The sequence below is a fragment of the Neobacillus muris genome, assembly GCF_943193175.1.
Classification (GTDB): domain Bacteria; phylum Bacillota; class Bacilli; order Bacillales; family Cytobacillaceae; genus Neobacillus; species Neobacillus muris.
This window is the reverse complement of record NZ_CALPDF010000005.1, coordinates 136,056-150,282: the sequence shown is the minus strand read 5'-3', so window position 1 is coordinate 150,282 and position 14,227 is coordinate 136,056. Positions and strand designations below refer to the sequence as shown.

Here is a 14,227-nt window from a genome sequence, read left to right as displayed (position 1 = left end):
GGGGTCTATAATTTCCTTATTAAGGGAACTTTACAAAGTTTTTACAAATCCTTAATATAGCCTTTTTCAATTGCTTTATATTCAAGCCTTATTAGTAAATAAAGTTTATTTACTAATCGAATGTTTATTTCTTCTAACTGGCCATGGAAGTGTCTACAAGGGGGTAATGTAATGAGCATGATGGAGAGTATTTTAAAAAAGGAAGGCCGCAAGTTTCCAGGTGCAACATATTCTGAGGTGGTATTAGCTCCAGCTTATGAGCATGCCAAACAATCTTTGCTAGAGCCGATGATTTCGATCCATAAAGCCCACTTGATTATGCTTGTGGAACAAGGATTACTCGAAGTGAATGAAGCTGCTCAAATTATGAAAGGGATTCGCGCTCTGGATAAGGAAGCACTGATTCAATCCTCCTATGATGGGAATTATGAGGATCTCTTTTTTCTTGTTGAAAGTCAAATTATGGATGTTGCTGGAGAAATTGGCGGAAGTTTGCACCTTGCCCGAAGCCGAAATGATATGGGGGTTGCAATGTATAGGATGGTTCTTCGGGACAAGCTTCAAATTTCCCTCAAAGCGCTGCTTTCCTTTCAAGAAACCCTGCTAACGGTGATTGATTCCTATAAGGAAACGATTGTCCTAGGCCATACTCATACGCAGCAGGCCCAGCCTATGACCTTTTCCCACTATCTGCTAGGAATGTACGATGTGGTTGACCGTGACTTAAAAAGATTAAAATCAGCTTATGAAACATGCAATGCCAGTCCACTAGGCGCGGCAGCATTAACTACGACCGGATTTCCGATTGACCGAAATAGAGTGGCAGAGCTTTTAGGTTTTCCGAAAATCATCAAAAGCGCCTATGATTCTATTGGCGGTGCTGATTATTTAGGTGAAATTGCTACAGCATGCCAATTATCGTTCATCAATCTAGGACGGTTTTCACAAGACCTCCTCTTATGGTCCTCTCAAGAATTTTCTGCTATCCGTGTAGCTGACCCTTATGTTCAAACCAGTTCCATTATGCCGCAAAAAAGAAATCCTGTTTCCTTGGAGCATATCCGCGCATTGAGTTCAAGCGGGATCGGCAATGCCCAAACGGTCCTTCAAATGCTGCATAACACGCCATACGGAGATATCAATGATACCGAGGATGACCTGCAGCCATATTTATGGAAGAGCCTGCAGCTTATTGATCAAGTTTTTCGGTTAACAAAAGCAGTAGTTGGCACAATGGAAGTAAATGAAGCCCTTTTAAAAAGAAGAGCCCAGGAAAGTTTTGCGACTATCACAGAATTAGCCGACACCTTATTTAGGGAAGCGCATATCCCGTTTCGAACTGCTCATTCGATTGCCAGCCAAGTTGTGAAAATCGCCTGTTCAAGGTGCATGAATGCGACCCATGTTACTTCGGAGCTGGTCGATGAGGCGGCAGAAGCAGTGGTTGGCTATCCGCTGAATTTACCAGAGGCAGTTGTCCGTGCTGCAATGGATCCAGAAAACTTTGTTAAGATTCGGTCATTGCCAGGCGGACCAGCTCCCGAGGAAATGAAGCGGGGGATTACGGATAGAAGGGCGTGTTTAAATGAACAAATTTCTCTATTCAACGCTGAAGTGAATCGAATGGCGGAATGCAGGAAAAAGCTGGATCAACTCACAAACCAATGGGGCCAAACGGATGAATCCGATTCCAATTCTGGCCATTGATGGGGGCGGCACTTGCTGCAGGGGTGCGCTGTGTGATGATGACGGCCGAATTCTTGCCTATGCAGAAGAGGGTCCTGTCAACTATCAGAATATCGGCATCGCCCAAACGAACCAAAACCTGACCAAGCTATTGCAGGCCCTTCTGAATCAAATCGGAGCGGCCGCTTTGGAGGTTGAACGAGCCATTGTGGGGATGGCAGGGATTGATACAGGTCAGGATTACCAAGCAGTTAAAAAAATATTATTAGATAGTTTTGATCAATCAGGGATTCGAGTTGACCAGCTTTATTTAGAGAATGACGCCAATATGACCTTGCGGGGACTGGCTGATGATGAGCCTGGTGTTCTTGTCATTGCAGGGACTGGATCGATTTGCTGTGGCATGAATGGGGAAGGCAGATCCATTAGGGTTGGCGGCTGGGGCCATTTAATCGGGGATGAAGGCAGCGGATACCGGATTTCACTGGCGGCGATTCAGCACATCTTTCGTACCATTGACGGACAGGAGGAGCCTTCTGGAATCATGGATGCGGTTCTTTCTCATCTGAAATTGCGGACAATCCAAGATTTAATGAATTGGGTTTATAAAGCAAATTCTTCGATTAATGAAATGGCCTCTTTGGCACCTGTGATTTTCGATCTTGCAGATCAAGGGGACACTAAAGCAATGGAGATCCTATCCAATGCATCCGCGGATTTGGCCCATGCCTGCCGGACTGCGATTAAAAAGTTAGGATTGTCTGAAAAACCCTTCATGCTTATTTTAGGCGGAGGCATTTTGCAGTATCACCCATTTGTGGCCGGCCGTCTCATCCAAAGGCTGGCAAAAGATTACACGTTTAGATACTTCATCCTTGATAAACAGCCGCTTTATTGTGCCTTGCTTTACGGCCTGCGTAAAGGAAAAGGAGTTTCAAAAACCATTGAATGGAACTGTTCACAATCCCTTCAGGATTGGCAATTAAGGTGGAAAAAGAATAAGTAAAGGCAGCGACATACGATTCCGCACAGATGAACTGAATTAGGAGCTGGCATGTGGATAGAGGCGTATACACATTACCAAACCAATGCACAGTCAAAAAAGGAGGTGATTAGGATGAAATCAATTGACCGAGGGGAAGTCCAACAATACTTAGATCAATTTTTAAACCAGGATCTTTATTATCATCTAGAAACCTCAAATGGTTCTTACGCCTCGCTCGAGAGTGAGCAGCAAATGTCTGTATGTGCCTTTATCCGGAATGGGCGCATCCGTTACAGCCGTGGAACAATTGCTGGCGCTGGACCCTATCGTGTCGGTCTAAAGCTTGAAGAGGGATGGGTGTATGCAGAGGGACTGACGGATTATGAAATGACAGAAAAGGGCCAGCTTTTACTTGGCGGTTATGATCATGAGGGGCGGATTGGCATTGCCCTGGAGCTTAGCCGGCATCCATTTTCGGTTTAATGGCAAAGGAAAAGGAGGTTATGAGTGTGTATAAAAAAATTCTTGCGATTTACCCGCACCCTGATGATGAATCATTTGGAAAAGCGGGGGCACTGGCGCTTCACGCAAAGGAGGGTGCTGAGATCACATTGGTTTGCGCGACATCGGGCCAGATGGGCCGAAGAATGGGGAAACCTTTTTTTGCAAATCGGGAAACTCTCTGGAAAATTCGTGAACAGGAATTAAAAGATGCCTGTAATGTGATTGGGATTAAGGATTTGAGACTTTGGCGGATGCTTGACAAGACGCTTCAATTTGAAGATCCTGAAGAATTGGCGGATCGAGTGGAAACCGTCCTAAATGAAGTGAAACCGGAGCTGGTTTATTCGTATTACCCAAACTATGCGGTCCACCCTGATCACGATGCTTTAGCAGAAGCTGTTATTCTAGCAATCTCACGTTTTCCAAAAGAGGAAAGGCCAGTCGTATATGCCTCCGCTTTCTCGAAAAACTGTGAAAAGATCATCGGAACTCCGGATCATGTAATGGATGTATCGGAGGTTTTGGATGTGAAGCTGGATGCGCTGCGTGCCCACCGGTCGCAATCTGAATTCATTATCAAAAAACTCGAGCAAAGCCTGGCGGCTGAAACGGAAAAGCAAGATGTACTGTTAGAGCCATATCGAAAGGAACGATATTGGACCATTAAGGTATAAGCGGGCTGCTTGTTGTATCGGAATTCAAAAAAATTATATAATAGGGGGTTTCTACCATTGAAAAAGCGGCTTTTTAAAATGCTTGTCGTCATGATGGCATTCAGTCTTATCGCACTTGCTGGCTGCAGCAACAACGACGAAGCTTCTTCATCTGAATCTGGTGATAAAGTAACGATTACCTACTGGCAATATACCTTCCCGGCAAAAGTAACAGAAATAAAAAGTTTAATTAAAAAGTTCGAAGCTGAAAATCCCAACATTAAAGTCGTTGCCCAAGATTTCCCTTATGATCAATATACCCAAAAAGTGACAGCTGCCATGCACGCAGGCAAAGGGCCGGATGTCTTAAATCTCTACTATGGATGGCTGCCGCAATATGTAAAAGAAGGTTATCTTCAACCGATTCCCCAAGATTTCATGAGCACTTCTGAAATTGAAGATTACTTTATTCCAATGATTACAGCCTCTAAGATTGACGGCAAATATTATTCCCTTCCGACGGCCGTTCGTTCACTCGCCTTATTCTATAACAAAGACATGTTTAAAGAGGCTGGACTTGATCCAGATAGCCCTCCAAAAACGTGGGATGAGCTCATTCAATATGCCAAGAAAATGACCAAGCGTGATTCCGGCGGAAATTTGGAACAAGAAGGCTTCGCTTGGGATGTAAATGGACAAGGATACCATGCATTTGAAGAAGTCATGCTTCGTCAATGGGGCGTAACGCCATTTAGTGATGATGGAAAGAAAGTACTTTGGAATTCATCACCAGAAGGGCTTGAGGCCTTTACGTATTGGATTAACATGTACAAGAAAGAGAAGCTTGGCGAACCATTATTTTTACAAGGCTACAATACCGCCTTCAAAGCAGGAAAAGCGGGCATCATTATCGATGGATCATTTGATATTACAGCGATCAAAGATGCGGCCAAGTTTGACTGGGGTGTTGCAACCCTTCCAGTAAAAGAGGAAGGCGGCATGGAGTCTAACTTTGGTTCTTATTGGACGAATGGAATCGCTAAGGGTGTAAAAGGAAAGCAGCTTGAAGCATCGGAGAAATTTATTAAATTCCTGATCTCCGAAGAAACACAGAAAGAATGGTTAACAGAAGTTGGAGAACTGCCTGCAGCGGCTTCCTTTGCCAATGACGAATCGATTAACAATGATCCAATCTATGGTCCGTTTGTTCAAGGTTTGAAATCTGCGCATGCCACCTTCTTCGTTGATGAAACAAAGGAACGCGATTCGATCACGGCCCAAATTGATAAAATCATCTTAAATAACGAGCCAATTGACAAAACCTTTGAAAGTCTAGTAAAAGAGCAGCAAGAAATTAGAGATGAATATTTTAAAAATAATTAACTTTACAAGAATAGCGGACGGTTGGTGTGTTGGAACATCTGTGTGAGATTTTCACAGGGGCTTTCCGTCCTCTGGTCTTTTCATCAGGTGAAAGGAGGGTCCAGCCTTGGCCCAAACGAGTATGGTCGATAGAGGGACAAAAAAATCAATGATAGAAAAAAGAGACAAGCCGCCGATGAAATTGAAAACAAAGCGGACAATGGTTGCCTATTCATTTCTTGCTATCCCTCTTCTATTCTTCTTATGCATTCGAATCTATCCAACCCTATATTCTTTTTCCATGTCATTTTCCTCACAATATGGCGAAGGATTTACCATGGAAAATTACCAGCAATTATTTAAGGATGAAGTTTTTTGGAAATCGGTTTGGAATACGTGTAAATACGTCATCATAACAGTCCCTATTCAAATGGCACTTGGTTTGCTGATTGCCCTAGCATTGGAACGGATCCAGCATTTCCGCTGGTTTTACCGGATGATTTATTTCTTGCCCTACATTACCTCGGTCATCGCAGTCAGTTGGGTATGGAGGTTAATGTTTGAACCAAGTGTGGGTTTCTTTAATGAACTGATTGGCTGGTTCGGGCTTCCCTCGCAAAAGTGGCTTTCAGACCCTAAGCTTGCCTTATTCTGTATTTGTGCAGTTATGATTTGGCAGGCAATGGGATTTAGTATGCTCATCTTTATGGCAGGTCTTCAAGGTATCCCCAAACAATTATATGAGGCTGCCCAAATTGACGGTGCCGGAAGGTGGAAAATGTTTTGGAAAATTACCTTGCCGCTGTTAAATCCAACCATTGTCTTCTTGGCAGTAACGGGAGTCATTTCTGCGCTGCAAACCTTTGCCCAAATCCAAAGTTTGACGGCGAGCAGCGGGGCTAGTGCTGGAGGTCCCTTAAATAGCACAGTCAGCATTGTGGTTTATATGTACCAAAATGCCTTTTCGGAATTTAATATGGAATATGCCTCTGCGGTAGCGGTTGTCCTATTTATCTTCATATTGCTTGTTACCCTTTTGCAGATGAAAGTCTTAAACAAAAGCTATGAGTACTAGGGGGTGGAAGTGTTGAAAAAGAAGAAAGTGAATGGCTTTGACTATTTGATTCATCTGGTTTTGCTGGCCGGGGTGATTATAGTAGCGTTTCCTTTTATCTGGATGATTCTGTCGTCCCTTAAGAGCCTGCCAGATTTCTATAGTTTTTCGTTCTGGCCCAGCAAGCTGGACTTTTCTGGCTATAAATATATCTTTGAGGAAACCGATTTTCTGCAGTGGTATATTAATAGCATTATCATTGGAGCGATTGTGACGCTAAGCTGTTTGGTGTTTAATTCGCTGATTGGCTATACGTTAGCGAAATATAAATTTGTTGGCGGCAAGACCATCTTTATCTTAATTTTAAGTACCCTGATGATCCCAACAGAAATGCTGGTTATCCCTTGGTATGTGATGGGGACGAAGGTAAATCTTATCGACAGTTACTTAGGGATCATGTTTCCGGGGTTAATTGAAGCGTTTGGTATTTTTCTGATGAGGCAATTCATGCTGGGGATACCGGATGATCTTTTAGATGCAGCAAGAATTGACGGGATGGGGGAGTTGAAAATATTTTGGAGAATTGCGCTCCCTCAGGTGAAACCGGCCTTATCAGCGCTGGGGATTATCACGTTTTTAGGCAATTGGAATGCTTATTTGTGGCCGGTTATTGTGATTTCCTCAGACAAAATGCGGACCATCCCCGTAGGGATTTCTCTTTATGCTACGGGTGATAGCGGAGGGATTCAATGGAACACCATCATGGGGATGAGCACGCTTGCGATTATCCCGATGATTATCGTGTTTCTGATATTTCAGCGGCGAATTGTGGAAGGAATTGCTTTGACGGGAGTGAAAGGATAAGCACAGGGAGTGATTTTGATGGTCAATAGTTCAATTCCAGCAACTCCAAATCTATTAAGATTGTTAAATCGGCAAACCATTCTCCGCTTGCTGGAACAATCTGTTCCTGCAAGCCGGACCGAACTGCGTGATAAATCAGGACTCAGCATGCCCACTGTCTCCAGCGTTGTGAAAGAACTGCTGGAGGAAGGCTGGCTGCTGGAAGCAGGAGGCGGAATTTCTCAAGGCGGGAAACCGCCTCAGCTTTTTAAGCTGAATCCGGATGCAAGATATATCGGCGCCATTCAAATGAATCATGATAAAATTCGCATGAGGGTGTCCAATTTGATTGGGGAGGTTTTATTAACGGAAGATTTCCCGACCCTCCATATTCCCGCCAAGGATCTCTGTGCTTTGGTTTCTGCTAAGATGAAAGCGCTTGTTGTCTCTTCGGGCGGGATCGAAGAAAAGCTGTTGGGAATCGGAATTGCTGTGCCAGGTGTCGTGGATGAGGCAGGGTGTGTATCGGATGCGCCGGAGTTTGGATGGGAGAATGAGCCTCTCGAGGATCACTTCCAATTATTTTTCAACGACTACCAAGTTGTCGTCGAAAATGATGTCCGCCTAGCGGTGATGGGAGAGGCATGGCGGCGCCAATTATTATCGGAAACGATGGTTTATGTTCATCTAAGTCATGGAATAGGTGCAGCTCTGTTGATTGAAGGCAAGCTTTACCGGGGTGCTCATTTCGCTGCGGGGGAGATTGGCCACTTTATCGTGGACCCGCAAACAATATCGAAAAGTACTAAGCAGCAGACCGAGCAGGGGTTTTTCGAGTCACATTTTGGAATGCGGCAATTGCTGGAAGAAAGTGAGAATCGATGGGAAATTGAGGACCGCCTGATTGGCTATCTTGCTTACGGCTTTGTCAATATCATTGCGTTGATTGATCCGGAGATGATTGCGATCGGCGGGGATATGCCACTGTTGATTGAAGGCTTTTTGGACAGATTGCGTGAGGCCGTGAAGCCTCTGGTACGAAACATGCCTGAAATCTATGTGACTCCTTTAGGAAACGATGCGCCACTATACGGGGCGGGCAGATGTATCCTTGAGAGCAGCTATAACCCCAACTTTGTTAAGGACTTTTAATAGATACCGCTGTTATTTTTCAGTGGTGCTTCTTCAGTCACAAAATATTCATATCTATTCAGCCCGTTTTCATCTTTATGAAAACGGGTTTTTTAAATCCTCTTTCCTTGATACCACAGGATTTGTCGTCTATACCACTCATTGAAAACGCTATATTTAGTGCAAATGCACAAATATTTTTGGCGGATTATCAATTGTTTGGCGGCTGATTTGCCTCTATACTGAAAGCGCAATCAATGAAAGGGCTTTACTGAAAAGAGAAATTACAAGGTCACCTTTTTAACAAAACAAAAATATACAAGGATCTTATCAAGATTTAACATTGTGCAATCTAATAAAGTTAAGAATAAAAGACGAAAGACTATTCATGAACCGAGCTAAGAGCCTCTTTCATTGAAACAATATTCCCACCACAATTAGGAGGATTTATATGACACAAGCATTAGATATTAGCTGGATTGGTGCGTTAAGCGGTTTGGCACTTGCCATTATTCTAATTTTGTTTAGACTGGCTCCAACGTATTCTTTAATTTTAGGTGCTATAGTGGGTGCTTTTATTGGCGGAGCTAATTTTGCGGATGCTGTATCCATTTTAATTTCAGGAACACAAAGTGTACAGGGGACAGTCATCCGGATTATTGCTGCCGGTGTTTTCGCTGGCGTTATGATGGAATCAGGTGCAGCAGAAACGATTGCTAGAGTGATAGTTGACAAGCTCGGGGGAACGAAAGCCATGCTGTCATTGGCTTTGGCAACAATGATTATTACGGCTGTAGGTGTATTTATCCCGGTTGCTGTATTAATAGTGGCTCCGATCGCCTTGTCTGTAGGGAACAAAATGGGTTATTCCAAAGTTGCCATGCTGGTTGCTTTGTCCGGCGGCGGTAAAGCGGGCAATATTATTTCTCCAAATCCGAATACCATTGCAGCAGCGGGCGGATTTAAATTGGACGTGAACCAAGTCATGATCGGCGGACTTGTCCCTGCTATTTTCGGCGTCATTGTAACTGTTATCTTAGCTACTCTTATTAAGTATAAAGGCACTAAAGTAACGGATAAAGAGGCAGCAGAATTGGAACAGGTGAGCCAGATGAATCTGCCAACTTTGTCAAAAGCTCTTGTAACTCCAGTTATCGCAATTGTCCTATTAATGATTAGTCCTATTGGTTCCATGATTGGAGTTGACGCATTAGCAAGCTTGAAAATTGATTCTCTATTTATCCTCCCGTTTGCGGGCATTGTTGGGTCCATTGCTTTAGGGAAGAGAAAAGAAATCTTGTCCTATTGTGGAGCGGGCTTAAATCGAATGACGCCAACGATTTTAATTATTATCGGTGCAGGAGCCATCGGCGGTCTGATTACAGCCTCTGATCTGCCGGAGCAGGTAGTTGCATTGGTTAATTCTACAGGCATTTCTGGTACCTTCCTTGCGCCAATTGCAGGTATATTAATGGCAGCTGCCACGGCCTCTACCTCAACAGGTGTTATCTTAGCGACCGGTTCATTCTCTGATGCCATTTTAGCTACGGGCACAGCTCCGTTGGCAGCAGCTGTTATGACTCATGCCGGAGCAACTGTCATCGATCACTTGCCGCATGGAACCTACTTCCACGTGACCCGTGATGCAATGAAAATGAGCATGAAGGACCGGATGCAGGTTGTCTTGTACGAAAGTATTGTTGGTTTAACCATGACAATCGTTGCGACTATTCTATTCGGATTTATTCTATAAAATAAACGGGGTGTAAATAATGGGGAAAACGTTTTTATTAGCTCCAGATTCTTTTAAAGAGAGTATGACGGCTAAAGAAGTTTGTGAAGCAATGGAAATCGGAATAAAACGAGCGATTCCGGATGCAGAATGCATTCATGTCCCGATGGCAGACGGCGGTGAAGGAACGGTTCAGTCATTGGTCGATGCAACTGGCGGCATCATCCTAGAAAAACAAGTTACCGGACCGCTTGGAACACCAGTAACAGCACAGTATGGAGTTCTGGGAGACGGCAAGACTGGTGTGATTGAGATGGCATCCGCCAGCGGAATCCATTATGTGACAAAGGAAACCAAAAACCCTATGATCACAACCACTTATGGAACGGGTGAATTAATTCGGGACTGCATAGATCGAGGGATTACGGATATCATTTTGGGAATTGGCGGAAGTGCGACCAATGATGGCGGAACAGGAATGGCGGCTGCATTGGGTTATAAATTTTTAGATAAAAATGGGAATAAACTTCCGCTCGGCGGCGGATATCTAGGCGATTTATATACCATTGATACGGCTGAAGTGATTCCACAATTAAAGAATATCAACATTTTGGTGGCTTCAGATGTAACGAACCCCCTATGTGGAGAACGGGGCGCATCGGCTGTATTCGGCCCGCAAAAAGGTGCCACTCCAGAAATGGTTCAATTTTTAGATGGAAATTTACGGCATTACGGCAAAATTGTGAAAGAGCAGCTGGGAATTGATGTAGTCGACGTTCCAGGCGCAGGTGCAGCAGGCGGTCTTGGTGCCGGGTTATTAGCTTTCACAAACTCAACCATGAAAAAAGGAATTGAGATTGTGATTGAATATACGAATCTAAAGGAAAAAATGCAAAATGTGGATTACTGCTTTACAGGCGAAGGGGGGATTGATTTCCAAACTAAGTTTGGAAAAGCTCCTTTTGGTGTGGCTCAGGCAGCCAAAAGTGTAAACAGCGGCATTAAAGTAATTGCCTTGGCTGGTTATGTGGGCCAGGATGTTGAAACATTGTATGACGAAGGATTTGATGCCATTTTTGGCATCGTTCCGGGTGCGGCTGATCTAGAAACGCTGCTGGCGAACGGAAAAGTAAATGTGGCCCGTACTTCAGAAAGTATTGCCCGGTTATTAAAATAAACGCAGAAGAGGATGCCCATGCATCCTCTTCTTTTAATGCACTCGATGAATAAGCAAAAAAATTAATTCTATGAGTTCCAATATTTTTTTTGGATCTTTGCCTGTTATTTTATGAATTCTGTTCAATCGGTAGTTTAAAGTGTTACGATGAATGATCATCCGGCTGGCTGTTTCATTCGCATTCATATTACAGGTTAGATAAACCTGCAGCGTTTTTATCAAATCCTCATGTTTTTCAAGCAAAGGGATTAACCGTTCAGATTTGGGATTATTCCTTTGAAGTTCGGACATATCTGCTATAAATTCACAATCCTCATAGGAAATGATTTTTTGATTTAAAAATACACCCTGCAGGATCCGCATAGAAGATTTTGCTTGAAAAAAGCCATCGGAAATTTTTTTGTTCATCTTACTAATGGAAAGCCATGCATCTGGATGTTCAGCTTCAAGCTGTTTGGTCAGTTCATCGGTCTGATTTGGGTCCTGAACAATGAAACAAAGCGAAGTATTAGATGTTTTAAATACAGGATCTTTTTTAATGGTGTCCTCTTCGACCTCGTAAGGAAATTCTGCATACACGATTTGAGAAGGATTGTTTAATTGGATACCATAGGATAACGCCTGGTCGATTAGTTCTTTAGAATAGACGGCAGATGGTTCGGTTATGCTGTGGAAAAAATCTTGTTTTAGGTTCTTTTCAAGATTTTCTCTTTCTATGGCAGCACTCTGTTCAATTAACAAAATAACGGTGGACTTTACTAGATTTCCAAAGGGCCTCGTTTCTTTTACCTCGCCGGTAATCCCTACGACGCCGACAATTTTTCCATTAATATCAATGGGCAGATTGATCCCCTTTTTTACAAATTCTTCATCTTTATTGATCTCTACTATTCTCCTTTGTTTTATAGCCGCTGCAGCACCTTGATGCAGCGTGCCGATCCTTTCTTTATTGCCGCTCCCAATAATGATTCCATTTTTATCCATTATATTAATATTATAAGGAATATCCTTCATCATTTTATTCACAATATTTTGAGCTTGAATAGAGGTCAATTCATACATAGCCGCTGCTCCTTTTTGGTCCCTTGCTTCAAATGCTTCCGAGATTTTCTTATATGAAAAGTGAAAAAAATAAGGATCTATTTTTTGAAATCGTCACAATAAATAATTCTATAATATCACGGTAAGAGCAACAAAAACGTTCAAAAAAATGGATAAAAGAAAAATTATATGAAATAATGAAAAAGCTGCTTTCGCAACTTTTGACCTCAAAAAGGGGTCATTTTTTTACGAGGAGAATGAATGATGAAACTGATCGCACTTGATATGGACGGCACAACCGTCAATTCTATAAATGAAGTTAATCGAGAAAATATCTTAGCAATAAAAAAGGCTCAATCGATGGGGCATATTGTAATGGTTTTGTCAGGCAGATCCCCGGAATCCATTCATGCACTCTTGCAAAAATACGACTTGGATTGTCCAATTGGAGCCAGCAACGGTACTGCTGTATATGCAGATGGAAAACTGCTTGAACTTACTTCATTGAACCCTGATCAAGTTCGCAGTGTTGCTTTAAGCCTGGATAATGAGCGTATCCCCTATAAGGTTTATACGAACATGGGAGTTTATATGCCGAAGGACTGGAAAAAACGCTTGGATGAAGTGCTTGACTCTGGACTTATTCCAGATGAACACTATGAAAATGAAAATTTTGAGCGAATGACGAGAAATCCTGTGGAATCAGAGCTGGCTTTAAGTTTTAACCATATTGAAGAACTACTCAATAAAGAAGGACTGGAAATCCAGAAATTCTTTGCCTTAATATTGGTTCCAGAACAAAAGCATCGTTTGATTTCTAATATAGAGTCAGTAAAGGATGGATATATTTCCACTTCTTCTCCCTTTAATATCGAAGTGATGCATATGGATGGGAATAAAGGGAATGGACTAAAAGTAATGGCAGACTATTTCGATATTCCTTTGGAAGATACAGTGGCTATCGGGGACGAAAATAACGATATCCCGATGTTCGAGACTGCTGGATTGTCGATTGCCATGGGAAATGCGAAGGAACACATTAAAGAAATGTGTGATTTAGTTACACTTACAAACGATGAAAACGGGGTAGCTTATGCCATCGAGCATTATATTTTAAAAGAAACGGAGAAAAATGATCGTAAATATATGATGACGAATGTATGAGCGGTCAGATAAGTGATTGAGAAATGGTTGCATGCAGTTACATGATTTAGGAGGTAGCGATTTGTATAAATTAGTGGCAATAGATATTGATGGTACGCTGATGAATGATCGAAAAGAAATCACAAAAGAAGTAAATGACGCTATTCAAGCTGCAAGAGCAAAAGGAGTGAGGGTTGTTATCTGCACAGGGAGGCCAATCGTCGGTGTCCAATCGATTGTTGAAGAATTGAAATTAAATGATAAAGATGACTATGTTGTTACATTTAATGGGGCGCTTGTGCAAAATACTCACACCAATGAGGTAGAATCTCAAATTACCTTAGCATATGAAGACTTAAAAGAATTATACGAATTAAGCCTAAAAATAAATTCACCGCTTCATTTCTTTGATACCGAAAATCTTTATACACCAAATAGAGAAATTAACCGATACACCATCCATGAGGCCCATATCAATCAAATTCCACTCCATTATAGGCCAATCGATGAGGTGCCAAAAGACATGATTATTCCGAAAGTCATGTATATTGATGAACCGGAACGCTTAAATCATATTATTTCAAAAATACCTGAATCCATCTGGGATAAATATACACTGGTTAAAAGTGCTCCGTTCTTTTTAGAAATTCTGGATCCACGTGTCAGCAAAGGAAATGCCGTAAAACAACTGGCTGAAAAACTTTCTATTAAACGGGAAGAAGTCATTTGTATCGGGGATGGCGAGAATGATTTAAGTATGATCGAGTATGCTGGCTGTGGAGTTGCCATGGGCAATGCTGAATCAGTCGTAAAAGAAGCGGCTCAGTTCCATACATTATCCAATAATGAAAATGGAGTCGCCTATGCGATTGAAAATTTGGTGTTAAACAAATAACAAAAGCATACATGTAAGTGC

General features: G+C 42.4%; 13 protein-coding genes. 12 read left to right on the top strand and 1 reads right to left on the bottom strand.

Annotation, left to right across the window (positions count from 1 at the left end; genetic code table 11):
• Nucleotides 1-171: 171 nt before the first annotated feature.
• From argH to NFS43_RS05825, 10 genes are all read left to right on the top strand, one after another.
• Nucleotides 172-1,707 (top strand): argininosuccinate lyase, encoded by a 1,536-nt coding sequence (gene argH, locus NFS43_RS05870; RefSeq protein WP_251550440.1) that lies wholly within the window; start codon nt 172-174, stop codon nt 1,705-1,707.
• Entirely contained in the window at nt 1,679-2,692 is a 1,014-nt protein-coding gene (locus NFS43_RS05865; protein WP_251550438.1) for an N-acetylglucosamine kinase, read from the top strand. The genes argH and NFS43_RS05865 overlap by 29 nt, the downstream gene beginning before the upstream one ends.
• Nucleotides 2,693-2,803: 111 nt before the next feature.
• Complete coding sequence (locus NFS43_RS05860; RefSeq protein ID WP_251550436.1) at nt 2,804-3,154, top strand: YojF family protein; 351 nt, start codon at nt 2,804-2,806, stop codon at nt 3,152-3,154.
• 26 nt (nt 3,155-3,180) lie between these two features.
• Nucleotides 3,181-3,849, top strand: coding sequence for a bacillithiol biosynthesis deacetylase BshB2 (gene bshB2, locus NFS43_RS05855; protein WP_420910297.1), 669 nt, complete (start codon nt 3,181-3,183; stop codon nt 3,847-3,849).
• Nucleotides 3,850-3,906: 57 nt separating this feature from the next.
• Nucleotides 3,907-5,211: an extracellular solute-binding protein gene (locus NFS43_RS05850; RefSeq protein WP_251550432.1), complete on the top strand. Its 1,305-nt coding sequence runs from the start codon at nt 3,907-3,909 to the stop codon at nt 5,209-5,211.
• A gap of 106 nt (nt 5,212-5,317) precedes the next feature.
• On the top strand, nt 5,318-6,265 hold the full coding sequence (locus NFS43_RS05845; RefSeq protein ID WP_251550430.1) for a carbohydrate ABC transporter permease: 948 nt from the start codon (nt 5,318-5,320) through the stop codon (nt 6,263-6,265).
• A gap of 12 nt (nt 6,266-6,277) precedes the next feature.
• Nucleotides 6,278-7,108 (top strand): carbohydrate ABC transporter permease, encoded by an 831-nt coding sequence (locus tag NFS43_RS05840; RefSeq protein WP_251550428.1) that lies wholly within the window; start codon nt 6,278-6,280, stop codon nt 7,106-7,108.
• Between the two features lie 18 nt (nt 7,109-7,126).
• Nucleotides 7,127-8,239 (top strand): ROK family protein, encoded by a 1,113-nt coding sequence (locus NFS43_RS05835; protein ID WP_251550426.1) that lies wholly within the window; start codon nt 7,127-7,129, stop codon nt 8,237-8,239.
• 430 nt (nt 8,240-8,669) lie between these two features.
• Complete coding sequence (locus NFS43_RS05830) at nt 8,670-9,971, top strand: GntP family permease (RefSeq protein WP_251550424.1); 1,302 nt, start codon at nt 8,670-8,672, stop codon at nt 9,969-9,971.
• 19 nt (nt 9,972-9,990) lie between these two features.
• A complete protein-coding gene (locus NFS43_RS05825) occupies nt 9,991-11,127 on the top strand; it encodes a glycerate kinase family protein (RefSeq protein ID WP_251550422.1) in 1,137 nt (378 codons plus the stop codon).
• A 33-nt stretch (nt 11,128-11,160) separates the two neighbouring features.
• Here NFS43_RS05825 and NFS43_RS05820 read toward each other — a convergent pair whose 3' ends face one another.
• A complete protein-coding gene (locus tag NFS43_RS05820) occupies nt 11,161-12,189 on the bottom strand; it encodes a CdaR family transcriptional regulator (RefSeq protein WP_251550420.1) in 1,029 nt (342 codons plus the stop codon).
• Nucleotides 12,190-12,432: 243 nt separating this feature from the next.
• On the opposite strand from NFS43_RS05820, the gene NFS43_RS05815 reads away from it, so the two are divergent.
• Both NFS43_RS05815 and yidA read left to right on the top strand, forming a co-directional pair.
• The gene (locus NFS43_RS05815; protein WP_251550419.1) at nt 12,433-13,332 is read left to right on the top strand and encodes a Cof-type HAD-IIB family hydrolase; all 900 of its coding nucleotides are present in this window, start codon (nt 12,433-12,435) and stop codon (nt 13,330-13,332) included.
• A gap of 61 nt (nt 13,333-13,393) precedes the next feature.
• Nucleotides 13,394-14,206, top strand: a complete 813-nt coding sequence (gene yidA / locus NFS43_RS05810) for a sugar-phosphatase (RefSeq protein WP_251550417.1) — start codon at nt 13,394-13,396, stop codon at nt 14,204-14,206.
• Nucleotides 14,207-14,227 lie beyond the last annotated feature (21 nt).

What these genes read in the sequence shown, in the direction of transcription:
- NFS43_RS05825 (WP_251550422.1), top strand. Translation starts at nt 9,991, where the DNA reads ATGGGGAAAACGTTTTTATTAGCTCCAGATTCTTTTAAAGAGAGTATG.
- argH (WP_251550440.1), top strand. Translation starts at nt 172, where the DNA reads ATGAGCATGATGGAGAGTATTTTAAAAAAGGAAGGCCGCAAGTTTCCA.
- NFS43_RS05865 (WP_251550438.1), top strand. Translation starts at nt 1,679, where the DNA reads ATGAATCCGATTCCAATTCTGGCCATTGATGGGGGCGGCACTTGCTGC.
- NFS43_RS05815 (WP_251550419.1), top strand. Translation starts at nt 12,433, where the DNA reads ATGAAACTGATCGCACTTGATATGGACGGCACAACCGTCAATTCTATA.
- NFS43_RS05830 (WP_251550424.1), top strand. Translation starts at nt 8,670, where the DNA reads ATGACACAAGCATTAGATATTAGCTGGATTGGTGCGTTAAGCGGTTTG.
- NFS43_RS05820 (WP_251550420.1), bottom strand. Translation starts at nt 12,189, where the DNA reads ATGTATGAATTGACCTCTATTCAAGCTCAAAATATTGTGAATAAAATG.
- NFS43_RS05835 (WP_251550426.1), top strand. Translation starts at nt 7,127, where the DNA reads ATGGTCAATAGTTCAATTCCAGCAACTCCAAATCTATTAAGATTGTTA.
- NFS43_RS05860 (WP_251550436.1), top strand. Translation starts at nt 2,804, where the DNA reads ATGAAATCAATTGACCGAGGGGAAGTCCAACAATACTTAGATCAATTT.